Genomic DNA, 25,151 nt, shown 5'->3' on the forward strand with positions numbered 1-25,151 from the left:
ATGTAAAAATAATTGAGGAGTCTATACCGTCACAATATTGTATTGATTGCAAATTTAATAATTTATCAGCACAAAACAATAAAAGGGTTAATTCCAAACTCAGCACAGTGCGACCAAATTTAACGCCAATTTTGACTAATCAAGGTGATATTCAGAAAAATTAGTAAAATCTTTAGAAAATGCCAAGTCATAATAATAATAGACAATCATTAAACCCAGTGAACGCCTTCTACACAATATTCTTAATCCCAATAAATAATATCTAAAAACAGTTTAAAAGCGTTGAAAACGGATAATCTTTTTAATAAAAAGTTGAGGAGTGGGGTTTTTGGGGTTTTAAATGTCTCTTAAAAATTATTAAATGATCAAAATCACTAAATTTCTAATTCGAAGCCCTAAAATAAAATTTTTAAGGATCAATCGCTCTAATTTTAAAGATTTGTAATTGAAATATATTTAATTAAAACAAAATTTAACAGGTTAACTTTCAGGTCCTTTTTAGATCCTGTTTACAAAAGTTAACGTAAATGAGCGAAAAAAAGTGTTGCATCGTGTTTTTCCAATCACTATACTTTTTACACGGTTTTAGCTTCGAGGCTAAAATTTGATAGAAAAGAATAAAATTGTAAATTAATCAAAAAATTACTTGACAGGACAGTCTAAGATGCATTATAATTTTCAACAGCCAACAGCCAACAGCCAACCTGCCAAACCTATCTTTTAAATTCGTCTAAGTCCAGCACGCAGTTTAAATTTTTCACTCAAACTTATTTTTCCACGCAATTAAGTGAAATTCTGCGAATTTTCGCGCGATCCTTTTTCGGATCCTGTTTTCGATCATTCGGTTTTCCCAAACTATCTCGGCAAATTGTTTTTTCCGTGGTTCTTTTTCTTCCTTTTTCGGGTCACACATTGACATCACAGACAACTAGGAATGCGATACAGGGTAGTGCGCCGTATTTGACTTTCGATGGTGGTCGTACTCGAGCCATTAATACTGACAGTTTGCTAGGGATAACGCTATCTAACGGAACTAAATATACGCCATCAACTAATAATTCATCAACGACACCAATCCAGTTGCCAGTTACCGGTCAGAGTTTTGCTGATATTGGTATGTTAGTGCCAACCAATACCAACTCCGTGGCATTAAGTACGCTTATTGGTTCACCTTATAATTATTGGGGTGATGATGATGGTGATACTAACGTTACTGCCACAGGTACGTTAAGTTTATCTATCGTAGATAAAAACAATGAAACGGTATCTCGTAATACCGTACTAACGATTTGTAAGGCACCTTATCAGGTTAAATTAACTAGTACTAATGGTACATTAACCACACGCTATGGTGTTCCTCGTAGTCGTAATTTCAACGCTAGTAATGCAACATATTATATAAATCCTAAGGCATCGGCTGTGGTTTGTTTTGCTAGGCCTAATATGAATTACAGTACAGGGCAATATGCAGGTCCAGCTGAGATATGGGACTCTCGTAATGGTTTTCTCACTCAATCCACTAGATCATCATCGTATTATCAAAACTTTCCTACTGCTGGCGCACATGGTTTATACTTTGATTTAAATATTGGTGGTAATAATCAGACATTGTCTTGGGCGCCTGTTTCTAATGGTGGTATAACCGCTACTATGAGCTATTCTACAGCTACAAGTGTTCGTGTTACATTAACTGGACCGGCAGCAACTCAATCCCAACAGAGCTCTAGTAATCCTGGTCGTATTTCTAAACCTATTTTACCTCGGGGATTCGAATTAGTCGGTCGTGACAGTCGCGGTAATGCAGTTGTTAAATATGGATTCCAGTTAAAGCAGTGGTTCGTCCACCGTAGTTCTAAGTCTGACGTTTATTCTCCTACCTTATCATGGTGTAATAGTATTGGCTATAGAGTTCCTCGTGTAAGAGATTTAACTAATGCTGTTCGCTCATATGCTAATGGTTATGAAGAAGTTATATCTGGCGCTACTCCTTCATCACCTGGTAATTATTATCAACGTCGAATTGGTGCTGGTTTTTTTACTGAGTGGGGAGATATGGAACGCTATCCGGGTTCAGGTTTCAGAGGTAACTCGTACTGGACTAGCGACCCATCTAGCTTTATAGGCTATCAATTCCAAGTGGACTTGAACGTTGGTGGAGTGACTTTTGCTAGACCTGTGAACGTAGGGCTTTGTGTCAGTCCTTAGTTCTTATTTTTTTGTCTTAAAGTCTTTGAGTCGGTGGTTGTGAGGGCAGAATGATAGCATTAAGTTGTTAAGCGATAGCTGACTCGAATAGTCAACGTAGCCAAGCGAAAAAACGATTTTGTTGTTACCCCGTACAAGCAACCCATCCCTTAACAGGGCTGGGTTTATTTTTTAGGTTTTTTATCGTAAAAAAAGTTGAGGAGCGGGGTTTTTGAAGCTTCAAATCACGAAATTATAAGCTTTATAACTATTAGCAATAAAAAGATACCAAAGTATTTTATCAATTTATTTATCGATAATCGTTGTGCAATTTGAACACCCATTTTTGCCATGGGTATACTGGTGATCATAATGGATATTACTGCTGGTAGATAGACAAAGCCTAAACTATATTCTGGTAATTCTTCAATATTCCATCCTGCAATAATGTAGCCAATCGTTCCGCCAAGCGCTACCGGTAAGGTAAATGCTGCAGAGGTGCCAATCGCTTTACGTATATCTACCCCGCATTTTTTTAAGAAAGGAACCACCAATACACCCCCACCGACACCAACTAGGGCTGCAAACACGCCAATTAGTCCACCAATAATGATATAAATCGTGTCATGAAATGATACAGCGTTTCGATTTTGGGCGACATTGGTGCTTTTGAGAATAAATTTACTTCCGGTGTAGATAAGAAAAACGATAAAAATCCATTTTAACCAAACACCGGGAATATAAGGTGTCATATACGATCCGCCCATCGTGCCAATCATGCATCCTAACACCATCTTTTTTAGAATCGACCATTGGATATTATGATTTTTATTCTGAACCCAACTTGATGATAAGCTGGTGCCAATAATGGTGGCAAGCGATGAGGCGACGGCGATGTGGTTTATCCATTCTCCACCATGATTAAAGTGATTAAGTACTATAATTAATGCAGGTACAATTAACGATCCACCACCCACGCCAAATATACCTGCTAGCAATCCCGCAAATGCGCCTATCATTAAGAAGATTATAAATTCGACAACCATTTCTTGTACTTTTTTATTTTTTTATTCAGGAGGATAATTATAACTGTTTTTTATAAGTGCGTAATAATTCTTGGTTTTGATACAAAATTCTTTATTGTTTTTGTATAATGCTTACTTTTCGTTGATTAAGGATTTTAGGTTTAATGCTGACCGATATTTTACGTGGCGCGATGATTTCAGCGAGTTTAATTATTGCTATTGGCGCGCAAAATTTGTTTGTGCTTAAGCAAGGGTTGTTAAAAAATCATATCTTTTTTGTTGCTGCCATCTGTTTTTTTTGTGATTTCGCTTTGATGACTATTGGTATATGGGGCGTGGGGGCTTTTATTAGTCGTTATCCTATAATTACTAATTCATTAGCCATCTTTGGTGCATTGTTTTTGCTTTGGTATGGATTTAATGCATTTAAAAGCGCAGTGAGAGGTGATAGCAGTATGCAGGTTGATTCTGCCGAGCAACGAAAGAGTTCTTTAACAAAAGTGATTTTGTCGACAATTGCGGTGACTTTACTTAATCCTCATGTTTATTTGGATACAGTGGTAATAGTTGGTGGGATTGCCGGTACGTTTTCTACTGAGCAAAAATGGGCGTTTTTAATTGGTGCAGTTTGTGTGTCATTTATTTGGTTTTTTGGTATTGGGTATGGCGCTAGGTTGCTTACGCCTCTATTTAGGCAAAAAAGGATGTGGGTTATATTGGATTCGGTTGTTGGGCTGGTGATGTTTTATATTGCTTATCGACTTATTGTTTATGTGATTTGTGGTCAATAATGTGACGTTTTTGGCGTTACATTTTCTATTAATCTGTTCGTTTTTTCTAATTGCTATCGTTGCAAATTTTGGTATTAAAAGATGAGGTGCTATTTAAACGTTTATTTGATAGCAAACCTTATAATGCTAAATTGCCAATTGCATTACCAGATTCAATGGATAGTGTTATCAAACAATCTTCTGATTTACCAAACGATATGAAGGCGCTCTATCCGTTAGGTTATGGAGTAACCCGTTAGTCGTTTGGACCTTTTATATGTCGTTTTATTTAATGCTATTGCCTAAAGGCAATAGCTGTTTTGCGTTAAATCATTTTCTCTATTAATTTTATCTTTAATCAACAGTTCTCACTTATTTCTTTTATTTTTCTTTTGAAGGGACGCTTCAGCAAAATTTTTTGAGGTAAATAATAAATATATTGAATGATGCGTTTAATTAATGATGTTTTGACAAGAGAGAAAAAATGGTGGGTCGTGAGCGATTCGAACGCTCGACAAACGGATTAAAAGTCCGCTGCTCTACCGACTGAGCTAACAACCCATAAAATAAGTAGTAAGTGGTGGGTGATACCGGGTTCGAACCAGTGACCCCCTCCTTGTAAGGGAGGTGCTCTCCCAACTGAGCTAATCACCCCAATGTTTCTTTCGAAAACTTCACGGTAAGAATTGGTGGGTGATACCGGGTTCGAACCAGTGACCCCCTCCTTGTAAGGGAGGTGCTCTCCCAACTGAGCTAATCACCCTTACCGTGTGGATGTGCATTATAAGGCGTGTCTTATTTCAGTCAACCTTTTTTTTTACTTTTCCTAAAATTTAGCCCTGTTCGGTGTAATTTTAGTCATTTTTTGGATGATACTTCGCAAAAATGGATTTTGTAGGTTTGAATCTAGATAATTGTGATTAAGATTGGGCGATATTGTTTTTCAATCTATTTAGTATGATGGTTTTTAATAAAAGTCGCGTAGTAATTTATATCGAACCCACAAAACTGCACTATCAGTTAGTCGAATCAAGCGGGAAGGTGAATGAGGATTTTATCGTTTATCAAGATTTGGCTGATATCGATCAGTTTATGCATAATCTAAAACTACCAAGATTAACGTCAATTGAATTAAATTTAAGTGATGATTTTGTACAGTATCAAAAAACCACTTATCCCGATGTTAAACTGACGGTAAGCGAATTGACTAGTTATGTTGAAGCATCCCTATACAAACTTTTCCAACAATCTGGCAATCAGCTTTTTTTTGATTATGTATCCATTTCACCTAAAACTTTAATGATTGCTATTTGTGAGCGTAAAACGGTTAATGACTGGTTAGATTTGTTCCAAAAATATGGAGTAACATTTGTCGGTAGTCATTTTGAAAATAGTTCATTTAACTTTCTACCATGGCGAAAACAAAAGGCAAAACAGCACCAATTTAAGTTACTTCTTTTTGTTGTTAATTTTATCGGGGTGTTGACTTGTTATTTTTTTTATCTTTTGATGAACACGCAGTCAGACATCGAACACTATTCTCAACAATTATCTGCTCAACAAGTGTTGCAACAAGAGTTGTTGGCTGAATCTTATATTCCTAATCCTTCACCAAGTCAAAAACAGATCCAACAGTCGCTACAAATGTTTTCTAACAAACTACCAGCAACGATTTGGTTAAATCTGTACGAATATGAGCCTGAGAAAATTAAAATTACCGGTCGTAGTGTCAATTATGTGGATATTATCAATTTTAATCAGCAACTTTCTGCAAATGTGACGAAAAGTCAGGTAAAAAATATTGAGAAAAGTCAGGATAGTTTGTTGTTTCAAATGGATATTGAGTTGAATGAATAATGACTTTCTAGAGAGGCCGATTTGGCAACAATACTTAGTTTGTATTTTATTACCGTTAACACTGTTTTTTATTGGTTATCAATTTTTTATTCAGGACTTAAAGCAACAAGCTGATCAGCAAATGGCGTTGTATCAAGAAAAGCAAGTTGAAATTGAAATGCTTCAAGCAAGAATTGAACGTTATCATGCCGCTAAAAATAGTTCGCTAACTTTGATAACCGAGCATGAACTTGCTAACGCTATTGATCGTCATCATTTGAAGTTGATGTCGTTCAAACTGGAACAAAATGATTCAGCAACTTATTGGGATGTTGAATTAAATGGGCAATTTTTTGATTTTATGAAATTTATTGGCGATTTTAACGAGAATTTCTACTATTTGAACTTTCAACAGTTATCAATCGGTAAGCAAGATAATTATTTGCGGATTAGATTTAGTTTGTTGTTTAAGAAGGGTATGCAATGAGTCGCTATTTATTTGTTTTTGCATTGATGATGTGTTGTTTCATAGTGAATGCTGATGGTCATCGCGATCCTTTTTTGCAAAAGATCGAGCTAGGTTGCCAAGAACAAACTGATCATTTAAATATGCAGATTCAGGCTTGGCAGTTTAGAGGATCTATTCAACGCGTTAATTATCAGCAATTATGGCTTTCGTCAGATAATGATTGGTTAGCTATCACTGATAATAATGTTCCACATGTTTTGTTTCCGTGGGAAATTGAAGTTGTGTTAAGCGATAAAATTTTATGGCAAGCAAGTTTACCTGAGTATTGTAACGATAAAGTGCTTTGGATAATGCCGTTAACTAAATAAGATGAGATCGATATTTGAGGTTGTAATTAATGAATCAAGCCAGCCAACTATTTAGTCAATTAGTTAGTCAATTAGCAAAGAATTTAAGGCAATTGACGATTTTGCTTATGCTTTTATCAATTCCATGTTTGGCTGAGCCTTCCATTTCAGCAAAGAAAGAATCAAATGATCTTATTTCAATGAATTTTTATCAAACGGATGTCGCAATTATTTTGCAAGCGCTGGCTGATAATAAGCAGATGAATTTAGTGATGATAGATGATATATCAACTAAACAAACCATCAAACTTAAGAATGTTGATTGGCAAAAAGCTTTAAAGGTGGTGTTAAATTCAGCAAATTTACAGGCCGAAATTGAAGACAACATTTTGTTTGTTTCAAAATCTATTGAGCCGGAGGTGCTTGCGCAAAGAGAGTTATTAGAGCAGAAGGAACAGGAATTAAATCAGCCGTTAACTTTGTTAACCATTCCGATTAAACATGGCGATCCTAATAATTTAGTAGAGACCATCCAGCAACAAGGATTATTATCTGAACGCGGAAAGGCGATAGTTGATAAGAGAACCAATTCAGTGCTTATTACTGATATGAGCAAACAATTTGCGGATATTAAGAAGTTAGTTAAGGCTTTGGATCAACCCATTCCACAAGTCCATATCTCGGCCCATATTGTCACTATGAGTGATGAGAGTATGGAGGAGTTAGGGATTAAATGGGGATATTTGGGTAAATCTTCACAATTTTTTAATCAGCTGGATGTTGACCTTGGGGTCGTTAATCCTTCTTCTTCTGTGGGTTTTAATTTAGCGAAACTTTCTGGTAGTTTGTTGAATTTGGAACTTTCAGCATTAGAATCAGAAAATCAGTTAGAAATTATTGCTAGTCCGAATTTATTAACTGCAAATCAAAATATGGCATCGATTAAGCAGGGAACAGAGATTCCGTACGAAGTGTCAACGGGGGGGAATGGTTCGACATCCATTGAATTTAAACAAGCGGTATTAGGTTTAGAAGTTACGCCTAAAATTGTTGCTGATAAACAAATGATCTTGGATTTATATATCACACAAAATACTACTGGTCGTTCGATTAAGCGCCGTGATGGGGGAGAAGCTTTAGCCATTGAAACGCAAGAAATTAAAACTCAAGTGAAAGTTAAAGATGGTGAAACCGTGGTTTTGGGTGGAATTTTTCAGCAAGTTAATAGTAATGGGAAAAAGAAAGTACCTGGTCTTGCTCAAGTACCAATTATTGGGAATGCCTTTAAATATAATGCTAAAAAAAATCAAAAAAGGGAATTAGTGATTTTTATTACTCCGCAATTAGTTGAGTAAATAGCGATGGAGTTGTATCATACTCTACCATAATTTATGACTTTGTATTGAGTTAGTTGATTCTCTGCAAAGTGTCGTTATTCTAATCACCAATTATTATAAAAGTTGAGAATATCATGTTTCATTTTGTTGCTTCTGATCTAGATGGTACTTTGTTAAATACCGAACATAGTTTATCGCCGTTTACTAAAAAAATTCTTCAGGCATTACGGGAAATGGGTATTCATTTTGCTTTTGCGACAGGCCGACACCATATTGATGTTACTCAAATGCGTGAAAATATGGAAATCGATGCTTTTATGATTACATCAAATGGGGCAAGAGTTCACGATAGTAATGGTAATTTAGTTTTTAGCCGTAGTTTTGATCCTAATTTAGCTAAAGAGTTGGCGGTAATTTGTAAAGACAGTCCATATATTTATACCCATGTTTACCGTGGCGATGATTGGTTGATTAATAAACCTGATGCCTATTCGCTTAGCTTTTTTGTTGATACAAAATTTAAATATCAATTTTTTGATCCAACTAATTTTGATACCAGTGATATTGCCAAAATTTATTTTACCACCTCTGATATTAGCCATAACCATTATTTGGTGGAGTTGAAGGACAAAATTGAAAAGCAATATGGTAATAAAGTTAGCATCGCGTTTTCAACACCAAACTGTCTTGAAGTTATGGCGGAAAATGTGACTAAAGGCAGTGCATTAAAGTTAGTGGTTGAAAGCTTAGGCTATCAACTTAAAGACAGCATCGCTTTTGGTGATGGTATGAATGATTATGAGATGTTAAAAATGGCAGGTAAGGGCTGTATTATGCAAGATGCGAGTCCTGAACTTAAAGCACTGCTTCCTGAGCTGGAAGTTATTGGATCTAATGCTGATGATGCTGTTCCCCATTATTTAGCTAATCTTTTACTTTAATCTATTAATTATGATTATTGATAAAGAATTAAATACATTAGGTTTGCGTTGTCCTGAGCCGATTATGCTAGTGCGTAAAGCGATTAGGGAATTAGCTGTTGGTCAAATACTGCACGTTGTTGCTGATGATTTGGCCACAACGCGTGATATCCCGAGCTTTTGCCGGCATATGGATCACCAATTAGTTAACTCACAAGTTGAATCCATACCATTTGAATATTGGATTAAAAAATCACATTAATATAGTGTGTTAAGCTATTTTTTATTACCTATTTTGATAAATCAATTTTTCTGAAATGATAACGAAGTGTGCGCCAGTCATTAGGCGCAAGGTTATCAATCATTAAAAAAAGCGTTCTTCTTTTACCATTTCGACGTGATTTTAAATTAATAATGATTATGTAACGTAGTAGTAGTGGTTTTCGCGTTAAATACCAACGCTGTTTGTACCAATAAATTTGGTGTATATATTCGAATAGCGCAAATTCACCTTTTATAGTTTTGAAATAGCAAATACTACGCCACCATTCGATTATTAAGATTAATATTAAAACAAAAGTATAACTATTTAATGAAGTATGCGCTAATTGCAATAAGCAAAGAATAATCAAAATAAGATAAAAGCAGGTTGCACTCAAAAATTGTACTAACGAAGGGGTAAGTTTTGTGCTCCACATATTAATATTGTTTAAATTGATAAAATCACAATTATCTATTCGTTTTATCAGTTTTATTTAAAAATATAAAAATATTGTGAGATAATACACAAAATAATTTGAAAATTTACTAACTTTTGAGAACCTATCAATTAGTTGTTTAACCTGTAGCAAACCTATGTGGTATTTAATATCTGATCTATTAAGTTCTGCTAAAAAATTAAGTTATAAACTAATAAGTAATGGAATATGAAAGTGAAAATATATTAAAGGTAAATTTCTTTTTTAATTTAATATGTTAATAATTGTTTAATGGATTTAAACAATTTTTTAAGCATGGGTTAGCGTCGCTTTTTATTTTGAGTCTTTTCGAGTAAGTAGTATACTCATCGGCTAAAATGGATTGAGATCAATTAATACAGTTTTATTATCTTTCTTTGATTTAAAATCAATTGGATAGGAATGATTTGTGATAATATTAAAAATATTAAAATTTTGCCTTAAACTTATAATCGGTTTAGTACTTTGTGGCTTAGTGATAGGTATCGCTGGCTACAGTTATTATTCTAAAGATCTGCCTGATGTAGCGACTTTAAAAGATGTTCGCTTGCAAACCCCAATGCAAGTATTAAGTAAAGATGGTGAACTAATCGCTATTTTTGGTGAACGTCGCCGAATTCCTCTAAAATATGATGAAATCCCACCGATTGTCGTTAATGCTGTTATAGCTACCGAAGATGCACGTTTCCATGAGCATTTTGGGATTGATCCTATCGGTATTGTGCGTGCTATGTATATCGGGTTGAAGGATAAGAGCTTTTCACAAGGTGGTAGTACTATCACCCAACAAGTGGCGAAAAACTTCTTTTTAACACCAGAAAAAAGTATTTCTCGTAAAGTAAAAGAGATGATTATTGCAATTCGTATGGAGCGAGAATTATCTAAAGACGAGATAATGGCGTTATATCTTAATATGATCAACTTTGGTTCGCGTGCTTATGGTGTGGCTGCTGCTTCATATACTTTCTTTGGTAAAACGCCAGATCAGTTAACTATCGATGAAGCGGCACTACTAGCTGGTTTACCAAATGCGCCTTCTGCCTATAATCCAATTTCCCACCCAGAAAAAGCATTAACAAGACGTAATTGGGTTTTAGGTCGTATGCTAGATCAAAATTATATTACTCAAGCGCAATATGATGAAGCGACTAAGAAGCCTTTAAATGCAAGTTATCATACGCCAAAAATTGAATTTTCTGCGCCATATGTTGCTGAAATGGCAAGACAGTTTATGTTCGATAAATTTGGTGAGAACGCTTATACCGATGGTTATAAAGTTTATACCACCATATCTAAGACAGACCAGGTGGCAGCAACAGAATCAATACAAAAGCATATTATTGATTATGATATGCGACATGGCTATCGTGGACCTGAAAAAGTGTTATGGCAAAATAATGAGCCGGCACTAAGTGACGAAAAAATTCAAGAAGCTTTACATAAATATATTTGCTATAGCGGGATGTGCCCAGCCGTGGTTCTAGAATCATCTGATAAGGAAGCAAAAGCAGTATTATCCGATAAAAGTAATATTACTATTGCCTTTCAAGATATGAAATGGGCGCGAAAATTTATCAGTGATAATCAACAAGGTGCCTCGCCGAGAAAGGTTAATGATACTTTAAAACCAGGTCAGCTGATTTGGGTTAAAAAATCTGGTGAGAATTGGGCATTAGCGCAAATTCCAGCAGTTAACGCTGCACTGGTTTCTCTTGATTCTGATAATGGTGCAATTAAGGCGATTGTTGGTGGTTATGATTTCAATTTAAGTAAATTTAATCGTGCAACACAAGCTTTACGTCAACTAGGTTCTAATATAAAACCATTTGTGTATACGGCTACGTTAGAGAAAGGGCTAACGATGGCGACGCTACTTAATGATGCGCCGATCGTTCGTACAACAGGTAGTGTGACTTGGCGTCCAAAAAATTCACCGCCTACTTATGCTGGTCCATTAAGAATGCGAATTGGTTTAGGGATGTCTAAAAATGTGATGATGGTACGTGCATTACGCGCAATCGGTATCGATTATGCTGCCACGTATTTAGAACGTTTTGGATTCCCAAAAGAGAATATTTCACATAATGAATCACTTGCTTTAGGTTCAGCTTCATTTACGCCATTGCAGGTTGCACGTGCTTATTCCGTTATTGTTAATGGTGGGTATTTAATTACGCCTTACTTAATCGAAAAAATTGAATATGACAATGATAGTGGCGTAATTTATCAGCATCAACCATTGATTGCTTGTCATAACTGTAAAGATGAAGTGGTAAAATTTGATTCTGTTTCAGTATCGTTAGATAACGTTGAAAACGAATCAAATGAGACGGGTAGTGAAGAGCCTGAAGAGGCAAATCTTAAAACAGAAGATAATTTAATCTTACCTAATATTAATAAAGACAATAAAACCACTGATGTGACACCTAAATATGCACCACACACCGTTGATAGTGGTATTGCATATATTATGAAAGATGGACTAAGAACAATTGTTTTTGGCGGTTCGGATTGGCAAGGTACTGCTTGGCGTGTAAAAGCATTAGGTCGTAAGGATGTTGGTGGTAAAACGGGTACTACTAACCAATCGAAAGACGTTTGGTTTTCTGGTTTCGGCGGTAATATTGTTACCTCGGTCTGGATGGGGTTTGATGACCACCGACGTGCTTTAGGTCGAACTTTCCGCGCTGAAGCCGGTGCAGTTACCGCTAACCCTATTTGGGTTGACTATATGAAAGTTGCTCTTAAAGATGTACCTGAAAAACAAGATGTAAAACCGGATAATGTTATTTCTGTTACTATCGATCAGCGAACCGGTATGTTACCAGGTTCTGGAGCGAGAACGATGTCAGAATACTTTATCAAGGGAACCGAGCCAACTACCTATGGATCGCAAGAAGTTGGTACCAGCGTGAAGGATTCACAAGGTAATACGCAAGAACTATTCTAAGTAAGGTTTTTATATGAATGGTTCTATAAGAATTATTGGTGGAAAATGGCGCGGAAGAAAGTTGTCAGTGCTTGATAAACAAGGCTTGCGGCCAACCACAGATAGAGTAAAAGAGACTTTGTATAACTGGCTAATGCCAGTTATACAAAGTAGTGTTTGTTTGGATTGTTTTTCTGGTAGTGGATCATTAGGTTTTGAAGCAGCATCACGCGGTGCTCAAAATGTCACATTATTAGAGAAAGATAAACAAGTTGCCAATCAGCTTAAAAAAAATAAGCAGTTGATTGCATGTGATAATGTCGAAATTTATTCGACAGATACTTTTCAATGGCTTGATAGACCAGCCCAAAGACAATTTGATATTGTATTTATCGATCCGCCTTTTCATTATTCTTTAATCGAGAAAACACTAGAGCTTCTTGAGAATAACCATTGGCTCAGCCCATCTGCTTATATTTATATTGAATCTGAGCTGGGGCATGATTTTAATATTCCATCAAATTGGTATTTACATCGAGAGAAGACAGCAGGGCAAGTTCATAGCTATTTATTTATACGAGAAGAAAGATAATGTTCATACTTTTAGGTAAACTAGTCTATTTATTTATATGGTTATTTTTATTATTTAATCTTGTTCATCCGTTTCCTAAACCAGCAAATATTCTCGCTTATATAGGATTGGTTGCTTTTACACTTATTCATGGATTACAAGCATGGATATTACAATCAACAATGGTTAATCAAGAAAAAGAACAGGATAAATTTAAAGCACTTAGATTTTTTATTTTTGGTGTTTTTGAAGCACTTAGCTGGAAAAACAAAAAATAAAGAATAAAATAGGTTGTCAGATATAAATATTTTTGTATAATGCTCACCACTTCTTTCGAAGCGTTCAATATGCGGGAATAGCTCAGTTGGTAGAGCGCAACCTTGCCAAGGTTGAGGTCGCGAGTTCGAACCTCGTTTCCCGCTCCAATTTCATCTCTATATAAAGTTTAGCTGTTAACTTAGTTCCAACACGATTATTTTTGTCCTGATTAGAAACTATCAGTCGTTTTAAAACCTCCGCCACCTGTTGATGAGCTGGATGAAAACCCACTGTCACTTGATGAACTATAAGATGACGAGGTGGAAGAACTCGAAGAGGAAGATGAGCTCGAATAGGAAGATGATGATGATGAGCGTGAAGAGGATGAAGAGAAAGAAGAAGATCTCCTTGATGATGAATCGTCACTCGCCCATCCTGAATTATGATTAGATGATTTTAATTCTCTCCTTATTGCTCTATACCCAAAAAGGGTTTGAACAACTGTTTCTGGAAAAATTTGATTGCTAAATAACTGGTTTAATAAATCATTAAGCTTGAACGATGGTATGTTATATTCATAAATTGAGCTAGGAATATTGTTTTCCCTAAATAAATAAAATGTTTGTTCAAAACGATTATAAACATTGTCTAATTCGTTAAGCGTTTTTAATAACGAGGCAAGATATGCATCAATATCAAGTATTTGTTTATTTATCGCGACAATTCTTTCTAATAATTTATCATCTTCTGTTGATTTAGTTTGTAAAGTTAAATCATTAAGTTGACTTAGAGATTGTTTTTGTAACAGTTTAACTAATTGATTTGAAATTAGTTTAAACTGCGAATTATTGCCTTTTTGAAGCTCTTGTAAGGTATTTTCTATATTTTGTTTCTGTTTTTTATAATGTGCTAAATCTTGCTCAGTTAGCGCAATTGTTTTTTTCAATTTAGATAAATTTAGGTTAGTATCAACCTCGCGCTCTTTCCGCTCTTTTGCTTTTAATGCTTGCTCATATGCTCGTTTTTTATTATTAAACCGTAACTGAGATTCTTTATATAAATCTTTAAGCATTTTATGATTTTTGAAATTTTCTGAAAAATTGATAAACCTTGCTACCCATGAGTCTAAATAACGAAATATTTTGAAGGCTTTATAATTTTTCTCTCCAAAGCGACGATTAATTAAATAATTGTAATAGTAATTTTGTTGATATTGTTTCAACTTGGTTGAAAATTCTTGTTGTGAACTTTTGAAGTTTTTTGTTTCTTTGGTTAGCTCGTCTTTAGTAATGTTATAATTATTTAATAGTGATAGATAATCTGCATCACTTTCAAGTTGTCGAATCTTTTCCGCTGTTAATTCATCTAATTTTAATAATGTTTCATCCATTTTTTGTTGGGAATCAGCAATAAAATGATCTAAATTACTGGATTTATTTTTTAAATTACAGTTTAAATCCTTTAACTGTTTAATGATTTTCTGAATTTCCAAATCGTTATTTTGGGGAGATTCTAATAGATAAATAGTCGCTATCTTTTGATAAATCTCTACTTGTTTATTTGTCAAATCAAGGATTTTTTGACGAGAGTTTTGCACCTCGTTATTAGTTTTCTCGATTGCACTAAAGATTTCCTGAAGTTTTATTTCAATACTTCGTTCAATATTGCTAGATTGCATATTTACCACTCTAAAATCCTACCTGTTTTAACTGTATTAGGACAGTTAAATTCTAGACGACCAATTGGTTTTTTACATAATTTATTTTCATCAATATGCCCATCGGCAATTTTATCTTTTTTAACCTTATTAAATTCTTTTTGAGAAACCTGCTGACCAAACATATCTACGAGTTTCCTTTCACCTGTTTCAATACTGGTTACCCATAGCGGTGTTGCTATTCCGGATGATGTCGTTGGTGTGACAATCACATACCAAGATTTACCGTTTGTTTTTTCGTGGGTGCGCTCAACTCCTGATTTATAATTAGGTTTGTCAACAATAGTAAGTGTCAAATTAGTTTGAGCTAGATTGAAATAATAAGACATCATTTGTTGATAATTTTCAAACTTATCAAAGTTGAGATTTTTTAGGTCAGCTTGTAAATCACTTTGTAAAGCAATAACCGGTACCATATCCGACTTCGGAACTTTTAGGGCTAATAATTTCTGATTATCAATCTGCATTTTATTTATAATGGTTTTTGCTCGTTCTGTGGAATTGTAAAGTGTTTCAATTTGATTGAAATCGATAACTCTTTGTCCTTGATTAAGATTATCAAGAACGGAATCGACTGCATTTTGTAGTACGTGATACTCTTTGCTTGTTTTTATAAACTCATCATCATCTATCAAATTAGCTAGCCGTTTATCATCTTCCAATAATTTTTTTAAAATATTTAATTGAGTTCTAATATCCGACAATTTAGTGGTTACTGAGTCATTAATTTGCTTAAATTGTTTAACTAAACTATTTTCGTCATCTGTAATAAAAGCCCCGTTAATGGTTGGCTTGGTGACTGTGGGAATAATTTTCTGGCTAAGTAGATTAGAAATAGAGGTCTTTAAATTTTTTACTGGAATCTGCGCATAATGAACAGTAGTTTTATCAATTTGCTTAAACTCGTTGCGTAATTCTGCTAATGAATCTTCCGACGCTAATATTTGACTATAGTAACTATCAATTTCTTGTCTAACGTCTCTTGTATAGATTAAATTATTAAAAAAGATTAAGGCTAAAATAAATAAGAATATGCTAAAAAGGCTAAATATTAACTTTCTTTTGATATAACAACGAACTAGAAAATGTTGAAACCAAGGACGTTTAGGTGCAACAAACCGTAACCGATTATCAAACCAAAGATCAATTCCTTCATCAACGATTTTATCGTCCACAATTTGACCTTTGGCTTCATAGAAGGTTTTAATGTTTTCTTTTAAATTAGCTCGTAATCCTTCGCGGTCAAGGTGCTCAAGTAGTAATTGTTGTTTTTGATATAATTCATCAATTATTGCCATTGCACCTAGTTGGTCACTAAGTTTAACATCCTGCATTAACCATCAACCTTCAAGATAATATTATTAAAGCGCTGTTTTCCATCTTCCACTATACGATCGATTTCTTTAGCATTATCAATCGATTCATTTCTTAGCTCTGTAATTAATTGTTGGCTTGATTCTTGATAATTGACAATGGCTTCAACTAATGCACGTAAAGAATCAGCTTTAATCGTCGAACCATAACCCGCTCTTAAACCTTCTTCAAGTTGCTTATTAGCTGAAGTAGCAATACTTTCAATGCCTTTATTCATACCATCTTTCATTGCTTCTAGTGTTTTAGTGCTTTCACTCAAACCTGTCAATGAAGTTATAGAAGCGCTTAATGCAGTAAATACAATTTCGTTGGTTGAAAAAAAGCTTACACTTTGTTGGTAGACACGCTCTTTTATGGAGGTTGTTTGTTGCAATCTTGCAAATACTGCTTCGGCAGAATTATAAGAAACGGTTAAATTATTGGCGAGATCTAAGATGATTTGATAACGGCTATCTTCTTGTTGTACATTGCGTAGAGCTTCGTCTCTAGCAAGTTCTAATCGTCCTCGAGCGACATGATCATCACCTGTAAAATTATCAACTTGAGCAATGGCATCGGTTAATTTTTGTTTGCGTTCTTCAAGACGACCTGTCGCAATTTGCAGTACTTCTTCAGCAACGATTTGAGCTTGTTTCAGTCCAAAACGGAAATCTTGGTAGGCGTTTAAAATAATATGTTCACGCTCGACTTGATTACTTGTTTCTTTAGAAACATCTAAATAGGTTTTTTTGATTAAACTAAAACGATCAGGAATAGAACCACGTTGAAATGTCATCCAACCCATTTTAATTTTTTCCAAAAAATCTAACTTTCCGTCATCTAACCAACCAAGCATTTTTTCCATATCGGTACGAATACTATCAAAATGCTTAACAATATTAGAATAGCGATCAGAAACATGTACGCCATCAATTTGTTCCCGGACTACTTCATTAAATGCACTTTGTTGTTGCAAAGTGTGAGCAATGGCGATAATACGATTTTTATCAATTTCAGCAACATTATCCAATAACTTTAAAATTGGCGCATTAGCCTGAGGTTTAACCATGATGCCGATTTTATTCAACAACTGTACTGCTCTATCTACATATGAAACTATTTGACTAGACATGTTTAATATTCCTTTAACTATTGTTCCTTAGTTAATTAAGAAAACTAAAAAGATTATATATCACTAAAAAAGTTATCACAAATTAGGATTAATTAGTTGTGAAATATAAATTTTAATTAAACTGTGATAAAAAACTAAGCTAAAGATGAACAAGGTAATAATATCCAAATTATTGAATATACCTAGATTTGACTTCCTCCTAGTTCTATAGGCCTAGAAGGAGGTCCATTTTAATTTCATTTGCATCTTTTTTATAATTTTGCTAACTTTTCCTGCCAGTATTCTTGATATTGTGGCAGGCGTTTTTGTGCAGTTTGGTACACCTGTTTTAGTTCAGTAGTATCGAGTTTTCTTTCCAGTCTCTCCATGGCATAATCTAGTTTTTTCTGCTGCATATATGCCATAAACAGTAGTGAGGCATCATACACTTCACCCATATCCGGCGTAATTTTTTCAAGCTGTTTGATTGCCCGATAATTATCATCCTTATAAATCCCGGCTCTTAAAGCTTCATCCAAATAGATTATACCGGGCTTAGATTTATCAATATTTGGGCTTCCTTTGGGACTATCGAAGTAATAGTGTTGTTTTCGCAGTGCGAGTAATTTTTCTTTATCAGGCGCTTGTTTGTTCATTGCAACAGCAATCTTAGCAAAATCCATTACACCGTAAATTAGCTGAGCTTGGTTTTTACCATAAATTCCCATACCCACTTGATAGGGGGTGCCACTAAAATCAATCACTATTGCTTTTCCAAAGCAATACGCCTGTTCTGCACCCCAAATAATAGTAGAGTCGGGATTTATTTTATTCTGCACTTTATAAAATTGGATAATAGCATCGAAAATGTAGGGATTCGTTATCGTTAATGGTGCAAAAATAATTGCTCTCCATGGGGAATCATAAGTATATAATTCATCGAGATCAAAACCGCGTTTTTTAGCTTGCAATGGTGTAATGACACAAGGTGGATTTTCAATAAAATCTTGCTCATTAATGATTAGCGGCTCGGAATCGCTTTCTGGTTTAGGTGGTGTAAATTCAATTTTATTACCCACCGCTTTATTTTTTTCATTCAATGCATCCCAAACCAGATCATGAAAATCAGCATAAATTAGTTTTTCGTCGAAATCGCTAGCAGAATTAAATAACTCTTTAATTTTTCTTAAAGCTTTTATACTTTTTATATCCGTATCATCTTCAAAGCCAAACCAAAATAAACGGCTGGCAATCTCTATAATCTTATTACTATTATGATACATTGAACCATGTTGGAAAAATTCAGTTAATGCAGCAAGATTCTGTGGTACTTTATAATATTGACTTGATAAACCACCAGATAACCAGTCAAAACTCAATTTTAACAAGGCAATTGCGACCGCTGTTTCTGGTGTTATACCCCAGTGTTTTGCAAGAATATTGCTAAAACGGCTTGCTAAAAATTCATGTTCACCGTCAGTTTCATTAGCATATTTGATTGCCACATCCATATATTTCACATCGGTCATGGCAAGTGAAATGGCGGCAAATGCTCCCGCCACCGATGATTCTTCATCCTGTAAATCTAAACTGTAGTGATATTGATACATAGTTAATTCAACAAACTCTCGAATTTTATCATGTAAGCTTTCATACATGGCTGCTTTGCGGAAAAAGGCATGTGAATTACTCGCCAGCCCAGGGTATTGTTTGATAATGCGAGAAAATTCAGGATAGTATTCAGGCTTGGCAACAAAATAAATATGAAGCCAATGCCCCTCAAATATATTTGAATAACCTTTTGCCATTAAGCCATTTAAATAATCAAGCGCATCCGAATATGCCTGTTCACTTTCTTGTTTGAAGCGTAAGTAAATTTCACCGCCCCATGGCATCGCTCTGGCGATAATGGTGTCAGTTTCACAAAAAACATCATTTTCAGTAAAAGTATCATAAAAACGTTCGGTTTCTGATTGATTGTCCGGATCGTCTTTTTTTTCTGGCTTGCTATCTCTAATGCCCAACTTATCCCACGCTTGTTTTTGTAGAATTGCTGGTTCATATCCTTTATCAACTAAGTATTTGATATGTACATCTGCATATTTAAATTCAAAATTTTCCCATTCAAACTGTAAATAAACTAAACGCCATTTGTTATAATCAAAATCGTCGTATTTCCTTAACAGAGAACATCCTTTCGATTCAGCCTCTTTCTCACCTGAATAAAGATATTTTTTTATTAATGCTAAAATTCTATCGGTATCATAATTATCAATAATGCCATTATAGGCAAAATATTCATCAATCGTGTCAGTTAGCAAATCTACATCATATTCATCTGATTGCTCCAGATATTTTAGGTCTCTTTCAAGCTCAAGTATCTTGGTTTGTCGGTAGGTTTGTTCTATTGGTGTTTCGATAAAAATATTGTCCTTATTGCAGAAAGCAATTCTAAAATAATGATCTGTAATACCTTCAAAAAAACCACTATCGAGCATTTTCTGGAGTTTTTCGGTAAGTAGTGGGATAAAATATTGATTATTTATCTGATCACTATACTGAAGCGCATTATACTCTAGATCATTGATAGCAAATGATCGATAACTTTTGGGATTCTCCCCTCGAATTAAAGCGAGTATTCTTAGATATCCTTCATCGAAGGTAATATAAAAACCATAAACATGATTTGGTAATTTGTAAGCTGGAATATTATCTTCACCACCAGCTCGAATTGTGTCAACAATGTGTTGTAATGCGCTAACTATTTTATCCACCATTTGTACCGGATAATCGGTAAGATATTGTTCAGCCAGATGATGAATAGAAACAGGACAGGTTTGATAACGATTAAAAATATATTTTAATACACCTTTAGATTCTCGTTCAGCTATTTGAATATTTGGATCAAGAATTGTTGAAAAATAAGTAATGCAATCAAAATGTATCGGAGCTATTTTCTCTATAAATTTTGAAAATATAATTCCTACAGTATTTTTGACTAAGGTATTAAATACTTCTATAGACGGACTTAATGTTTTCAATTCTTTAAATGTTGCTACCACATCAAAATTCACGCCCTGTTTTATATAGTTTCGAGATAATTCTCTTAAATCCAGATATTCTTTGCTACTTTTGGGTGATTGACTCACGTGTATTGGCGGCGACTCAATCACAGATTTTGCGGATGATGGACTAACTGATGTATTGGTTGATTTTGATATGTTTTTTTTTACAGAGGGTTTACGTAACTCGTCAAAATCAAATGGGTTAGGTTCGCCTTCATCAACCCATTCGTCGAGGTAAAACCATGGTTTTTCTTTACCGTCATCAATCACATCTTTGGGGGGAATGGGTTTTGGGTGGTTTTTAGGTTTTGGGGCATCGGGCATTTTGATAATTTGACTTAATCGGGCTATCGCGGGCAATAGGGTTGTTGGTATGTTTTTTTCTTGGTAACCCTTTTTAATTTTTGATTTTATTATTTTGACGGCTTCTTTTTCTGCTTCCTCCTGCGAGGCAAAAGTCTTAGTATGCCTTTGTCCTTCGGTTCCAACTGCACCGTAAAGCACCGTGTAAAGGTTATCTTTTTGCTCGATATACCAAAATTTATTATTCACTTCATCAATGCATTCAAAATATTGATTCATTGTTTTATGTTTTCCTTATACTTATCTTTTTTATATTTATCAGAATAATTTGAATTTATCCTGTTTATTGGGGCGTAAGCCCCAATTAATAAGCCTTTTTATTATAATTTGGCTAACTTTTCTTGCCAGTATTCTTGGTATTGTGGCAGGCGTTTTTGTGCTGTTTGGTATACCTGTTTTAGTTCAGTAGTATCGATTCTTTGCAGTGTCTCCATGGCATAATCTAGTTTTTTCTGTTGCATGTATGCCCTAAACAGTAGTGAGGCATCATAGACTTCGCCCATATCCGGGGTGATTTTTTCAAGCTGTTTGATTGCCCGATAATTATTATCATTAAAAATCCCTGCTCCTAAAGCCTCATCCAAATACATTATTCCGGGCTTGGAGTAATCAATGTTTGGGCTTCCTTTGGGACTATCGAAGTAATAATATTGTTTTCGCAGTGCGTATAATTTTTCTTTATCGGGCTCTTGTTTGTTCATTGCTTCTGCAATCTTAGCAAAATCCATTACACCATAAATTAGCTGAGCTTGGTTTTTACCATAAATTCCCATACCCACTTGATAGGGGGTGCCACTAAAATCAATCACGACCCTTTTACCAAAACAGTAAGCTTTTTCAGCGCCCCAAATGATAAAGGAGCGGGCACCTATGTCATTTCGCATTTTATAATATTGGATAATAGCGTCGAAAATGTAGGGATTAGTTATCGTTAATGGCGCAAAAATAACTGCTTTCCATGAGGAATCAACAGAATCTAATTCATTGAGATCAAATCCGCGTTTTTTAGCTTGTGATGGTGTAATGATACAAGGTGGATTTTCGATAAAATCTTGCTCATTAATGATTAACGGTTCGGAATCGCTTTCACATTCAGGTGGGATATTATAGATAATTGGTTGACCGCTACCTTCTCCTTCATCTTCAAGCGCTTCTATAACTAAATTATGAAAATCTGCATATATCAATTTTTCTTGCGGATCAGTCGCATTATTAAATAATTTTTTTAACTTTTTAAGACTATAACTTGGTTCACCAAAAAGATATTCTACTAAATAAGTCAATTTACAATATGGATTTTTTGGCTCGTTCATACTGTAATAATCGGTCAAACTAGCTAAATTTTGCGGAATTTTATAAAATTGACTGGATAATTCAGACATATGTTGACCTTGAGTTAATTGCAATAGAGCAATCGCAACTGCTGTTTCGGGCGTAATACCCCAATATTTTTCAAGAACAATACCAAAATTCCCGGCCAAATATTCATGGTCACCATCGGTTTCAAGTGCAAATTTAATAGCCAAATCCATATGTTTTACATCCGTCATTGCCAAGGCAATAGCAGCAAATGCCCCGGCGACTGAATTATATTCATCTTGTAAATCAAAACTATAATCAAATTCATACATGGTTAAGTCTACAAATTCTCTTATTTTATCATGTAAACTTTCGTACATGGCTGCTTTGCGGAAAAAGACATGTGAACAACAAGCAATCCCCCCAGCCCCTAGCTCTAATTCTTCAAAGTCTTCATAGTCTTCAACGTATTTAGCGAATTCAGAATAGTATTCAGGCTTGGCAACAAAATAAATATGAAGCCAATGCCCCTCGAATATTTTTGAATAACCTTTTGCCATTAAGCCATTTAAATAATCAAGCGCATCGGAATATGCTTTCTCACTTTCTTGTTTGAAGCGTATGTAAATTTCACCGTCCGTTGGCATGGCTCTGGCGATAATGGTGTCAGTTTCACAAAAAACATCAGTTTCAGCAAAAGTATTATAAAAACGTTCGGTTTCTGATTGATTGTCTGAATCGTCTTTATTTTCTGACTTGCTATCTGGCTTGTTATCAATAATACCCAGTTTATCCCACGCTTGTTTTTGTAGAATTGCTGGTTCATACCCTTTATCAACTAAGCATTCAACACCGTTATAAGCATATTTATAACTAAAATTTTCCCATTCAAACTGTAAATAAACTAAACGCCATTTGTTATAATCAAAATCTTCGTATTTCCTTAACAGAGAACTTCCTTTCGATTCAGCCTCTTTCTCACCTGAATAAAGATATTTTTTTACTAATGCTAAAATTCTATCGGTATCGTATTGCGCAATAACGCCATTAAGGGCAAAATATTCCTCAACCCTGTCAGTTAGCAAATCTGCATAATATTCATCTGATTGCTCCAGATATTTTAGGTCGCTTTCAAGCTTAAGTATCTTTGTTTGTCGGTAGGTTTGTTCTATTGGTATTTCAATAAGAATATTATTTGTTTGGAAAAGGGCAATTCTGAAATATTTATCAGTCATATCACCAAAAAAACCATCATCCAGCATTTTTTGAAGTTTTTCGGTAAGTAATGGAACAAAGTATTGATTATTTATCTCAACGCCATAACTAGTCCCATCATATTCTAACTCATTTAGACTTTCTGAATAATAGCGTTTGGAATATCGTTCATTGAATAAAGCATATATTTCCAGCGTTTTATAATCAAAGGTAATTTTAAAGCCACAAACATTTTCAGGGAATTTGTTAGCTGAAATATTTTTTTCACCTCCTATCTGGGTAGTTTCAAAAATACTCTGTAATGCGTTAACTATTTTATCCACCATTTGTACCGGATAATCGGTAAGATATTGTTCAGCCAGACAATGAATTGATTCGGCATGAGTCTGATAACGGTCATAAATATATTTCATCACACCTTGAGCAAAGATGCCTACGAATTTATTTTCTGGATCTCTAATTTTCAAAAGATAAGTAATGCAATCAAAGTGCATAGGTGAGATGTTCTTCATAAATTTTGAAAAAATGAGTTGAAGCATCTCTCTGATAAAAATTTGAAATTTAAGATCATTTGGACTCAATGCTTTTAATTGTTCAAACTTAGCTTCAATATCGAACTGCTCACCTTGCTTTATATATTTTCGTAACAAAACTTTTAAGTTATCAAATTCTTGTTCTTGTGGTGTTTTGGTTAAAGTCTCTTTTTTAATTGAAGTATTACTTTGTTTTGGTGGTTGTTTAACTGGAGCAACTTTTTTAGGCGGAACTTTACGTAACTCGTCAAAATCAAATGGGTTAGGTTGACCTTCACCAACCCATTCGTCGAGGTAAAACCATGGTTTTTCTTTACCGTCATCAATCACATCTTTGGGTGTTGTGGGTTTGGGGTGGTTTTTCGGTTTTGGGGCATCAGGCATTTTGATGATTGTTTTTTCTGTGCAGGTTGATTGTTCAAGCGTTGGTGGGATTGCTTTTTCCTCATATCCCTTTTTGATTTTCGATTTGATCAGTTTGTTGGCTTCTTTTTCCGCATCGGCAGGCGAAGAAAACGTTTTAACTTGTGTTTGTCCTTTTGTCCCTACCTTACCAAATACGATTGTTAGCGATTCGGCTTGTTGGGTGATATACCAAAATTTATTCGATAATGTATCTTTAAACTCCAGATAATACTTCATTTCCTATATTCCTTATTATAATTCTATGCCAGTTCTTATTCTTATAAATAAATTAAAAAGTAATTAATATAACTTTTTAGTTTATAGAATTTTGATTATAAAAACGACCATTATGTGTGTTGATTGAGTAAAACCGAGATGAAGAATTTTATTACTATAAATTATGTTATTGACTAATTTATAACAATAATTTTCTATAATTGCTTTTTAATTAGAATATTGTTTAGCAATTTTTTAAGAAACTTTACATTATTATGTGTAAATTTTTATAATTTTATTGTTGTTTTTAATGGTATATGGTACAACTAGTTATTAATAGTTCATTTTTTTAAAAGGTTAATTCCTTAATATTTCTGAACTATCAATACTTTTCTTTTTTCCATCTTAAATGTTTAAAAATGATTTTGAGCTTTGTTTTTCAATAAAGTAATAATTGTTCTATCTATCAATATGTTATCCAAGTTATTTAA

General features: G+C 34.4%; 19 protein-coding genes and 4 tRNA genes. 13 read left to right on the plus strand and 10 right to left on the minus strand.

The features are described from left to right. Positions 1-912: 912 nt before the first annotated feature. The gene (locus tag J3U00_RS01665) at positions 913-2,205 is read left to right on the plus strand and encodes a hypothetical protein (protein WP_267331305.1); all 1,293 of its coding nucleotides are present in this window, start codon (positions 913-915) and stop codon (positions 2,203-2,205) included. Between the two features lie 224 nt (positions 2,206-2,429). Here the strand turns inward: J3U00_RS01665 and J3U00_RS01670 are convergent, their stop codons facing one another. Next, positions 2,430-3,230 (minus strand): sulfite exporter TauE/SafE family protein, encoded by an 801-nt coding sequence (locus J3U00_RS01670; protein WP_267331306.1) that lies wholly within the window; start codon positions 3,228-3,230, stop codon positions 2,430-2,432. A gap of 146 nt (positions 3,231-3,376) precedes the next feature. Here J3U00_RS01670 and J3U00_RS01675 point away from each other — a divergent pair, with 146 nt between their 5' ends. Both J3U00_RS01675 and J3U00_RS01680 read left to right on the plus strand, forming a co-directional pair. Continuing rightward, the gene (locus tag J3U00_RS01675) at positions 3,377-4,000 is read left to right on the plus strand and encodes a LysE/ArgO family amino acid transporter (RefSeq protein ID WP_416379869.1); all 624 of its coding nucleotides are present in this window, start codon (positions 3,377-3,379) and stop codon (positions 3,998-4,000) included. Between the two features lie 68 nt (positions 4,001-4,068). Then, positions 4,069-4,239, plus strand: coding sequence for a hypothetical protein (locus J3U00_RS01680; RefSeq protein ID WP_267331307.1), 171 nt, complete (start codon positions 4,069-4,071; stop codon positions 4,237-4,239). 225 nt (positions 4,240-4,464) lie between these two features. On the opposite strand, the gene J3U00_RS01685 is transcribed toward J3U00_RS01680, so the two are convergent. The 3 genes from J3U00_RS01685 to J3U00_RS01695 form a co-directional block, all read right to left on the minus strand. Then, positions 4,465-4,540, minus strand: a tRNA-Lys gene (locus J3U00_RS01685). A 17-nt stretch (positions 4,541-4,557) separates the two neighbouring features. Continuing rightward, a tRNA-Val gene (locus J3U00_RS01690) sits at positions 4,558-4,633 on the minus strand. Between the two features lie 33 nt (positions 4,634-4,666). After that, positions 4,667-4,742: transfer RNA gene (locus tag J3U00_RS01695), tRNA-Val, on the minus strand. 194 nt (positions 4,743-4,936) lie between these two features. On the opposite strand from J3U00_RS01695, the gene J3U00_RS01700 reads away from it, so the two are divergent. The 6 genes from J3U00_RS01700 (at position 4,937) to tusA (ending at position 9,150) form a co-directional block, all read left to right on the plus strand. After that, positions 4,937-5,836 (plus strand): PilN domain-containing protein, encoded by a 900-nt coding sequence (locus tag J3U00_RS01700; RefSeq protein WP_267331308.1) that lies wholly within the window; start codon positions 4,937-4,939, stop codon positions 5,834-5,836. Next, positions 5,829-6,302 carry a hypothetical protein gene (locus J3U00_RS01705; protein ID WP_267330161.1) on the plus strand — a complete coding sequence of 158 codons (474 nt, stop codon included), beginning with the start codon at positions 5,829-5,831 and terminating at the stop codon, positions 6,300-6,302. The genes J3U00_RS01700 and J3U00_RS01705 overlap by 8 nt, the downstream gene beginning before the upstream one ends. Then, positions 6,299-6,652 carry a hypothetical protein gene (locus J3U00_RS01710; RefSeq protein WP_267331309.1) on the plus strand — a complete coding sequence of 118 codons (354 nt, stop codon included), beginning with the start codon at positions 6,299-6,301 and terminating at the stop codon, positions 6,650-6,652. The genes J3U00_RS01705 and J3U00_RS01710 overlap by 4 nt, the downstream gene beginning before the upstream one ends. 29 nt (positions 6,653-6,681) lie before the next feature. Then, positions 6,682-7,986, plus strand: coding sequence for a secretin N-terminal domain-containing protein (locus J3U00_RS01715; RefSeq protein ID WP_267331310.1), 1,305 nt, complete (start codon positions 6,682-6,684; stop codon positions 7,984-7,986). Positions 7,987-8,102: 116 nt separating this feature from the next. Continuing rightward, on the plus strand, positions 8,103-8,909 hold the full coding sequence (locus J3U00_RS01720) for a Cof-type HAD-IIB family hydrolase (protein ID WP_065563098.1): 807 nt from the start codon (positions 8,103-8,105) through the stop codon (positions 8,907-8,909). A gap of 10 nt (positions 8,910-8,919) precedes the next feature. Continuing rightward, positions 8,920-9,150 (plus strand): sulfurtransferase TusA, encoded by a 231-nt coding sequence (gene tusA, locus J3U00_RS01725; protein ID WP_065563097.1) that lies wholly within the window; start codon positions 8,920-8,922, stop codon positions 9,148-9,150. 28 nt (positions 9,151-9,178) lie between these two features. On the opposite strand, the gene J3U00_RS01730 is transcribed toward tusA, so the two are convergent. Further along, on the minus strand, positions 9,179-9,586 hold the full coding sequence (locus J3U00_RS01730; RefSeq protein ID WP_267331311.1) for a protein YgfX: 408 nt from the start codon (positions 9,584-9,586) through the stop codon (positions 9,179-9,181). Between the two features lie 448 nt (positions 9,587-10,034). Here J3U00_RS01730 and J3U00_RS01735 point away from each other — a divergent pair, with 448 nt between their 5' ends. From J3U00_RS01735 to J3U00_RS01750, 4 genes are all read left to right on the plus strand, one after another. Next, positions 10,035-12,575, plus strand: coding sequence for a penicillin-binding protein 1A (locus tag J3U00_RS01735; RefSeq protein WP_220224982.1), 2,541 nt, complete (start codon positions 10,035-10,037; stop codon positions 12,573-12,575). Between the two features lie 13 nt (positions 12,576-12,588). Next, on the plus strand, positions 12,589-13,146 hold the full coding sequence (rsmD, locus tag J3U00_RS01740; protein ID WP_267331312.1) for a 16S rRNA (guanine(966)-N(2))-methyltransferase RsmD: 558 nt from the start codon (positions 12,589-12,591) through the stop codon (positions 13,144-13,146). Further along, a complete protein-coding gene (locus J3U00_RS01745) occupies positions 13,146-13,403 on the plus strand; it encodes a DUF1145 domain-containing protein (RefSeq protein WP_065563094.1) in 258 nt (85 codons plus the stop codon). The genes rsmD and J3U00_RS01745 overlap by 1 nt, the downstream gene beginning before the upstream one ends. Positions 13,404-13,474: 71 nt before the next feature. Beyond that, positions 13,475-13,550: transfer RNA gene (locus J3U00_RS01750), tRNA-Gly, on the plus strand. 62 nt (positions 13,551-13,612) lie between these two features. On the opposite strand, the gene J3U00_RS01755 is transcribed toward J3U00_RS01750, so the two are convergent. The 5 genes from J3U00_RS01755 to J3U00_RS01775 all read right to left on the minus strand — a co-directional run bounded on the left by J3U00_RS01755 (position 13,613) and on the right by J3U00_RS01775 (position 24,681). Next, positions 13,613-15,070: a hypothetical protein gene (locus J3U00_RS01755; RefSeq protein WP_267331313.1), complete on the minus strand. Its 1,458-nt coding sequence runs from the start codon at positions 15,068-15,070 to the stop codon at positions 13,613-13,615. Next, positions 15,064-16,434, minus strand: a complete 1,371-nt coding sequence (locus tag J3U00_RS01760; protein ID WP_267331314.1) for a DUF6384 family protein — start codon at positions 16,432-16,434, stop codon at positions 15,064-15,066. The genes J3U00_RS01755 and J3U00_RS01760 overlap by 7 nt, the downstream gene beginning before the upstream one ends. Continuing rightward, positions 16,434-17,585 carry a hypothetical protein gene (locus J3U00_RS01765; RefSeq protein WP_267331315.1) on the minus strand — a complete coding sequence of 384 codons (1,152 nt, stop codon included), beginning with the start codon at positions 17,583-17,585 and terminating at the stop codon, positions 16,434-16,436. Before J3U00_RS01765 ends, J3U00_RS01760 begins: the two co-directional genes overlap by 1 nt. Before the next feature lie 251 nt (positions 17,586-17,836). After that, positions 17,837-21,211: a DUF6138 family protein gene (locus J3U00_RS01770; protein ID WP_267331316.1), complete on the minus strand. Its 3,375-nt coding sequence runs from the start codon at positions 21,209-21,211 to the stop codon at positions 17,837-17,839. Positions 21,212-21,312: 101 nt separating this feature from the next. Next, positions 21,313-24,681, minus strand: coding sequence for a DUF6138 family protein (locus J3U00_RS01775; protein ID WP_267331317.1), 3,369 nt, complete (start codon positions 24,679-24,681; stop codon positions 21,313-21,315). Positions 24,682-25,151: the final 470 nt, after the last annotated feature.

The sequence above is a fragment of the Gilliamella sp. B3127 genome (genome assembly GCF_026536935.1).
GTDB classification, from domain to species: domain Bacteria; phylum Pseudomonadota; class Gammaproteobacteria; order Enterobacterales; family Orbaceae; genus Gilliamella; species Gilliamella apicola_E.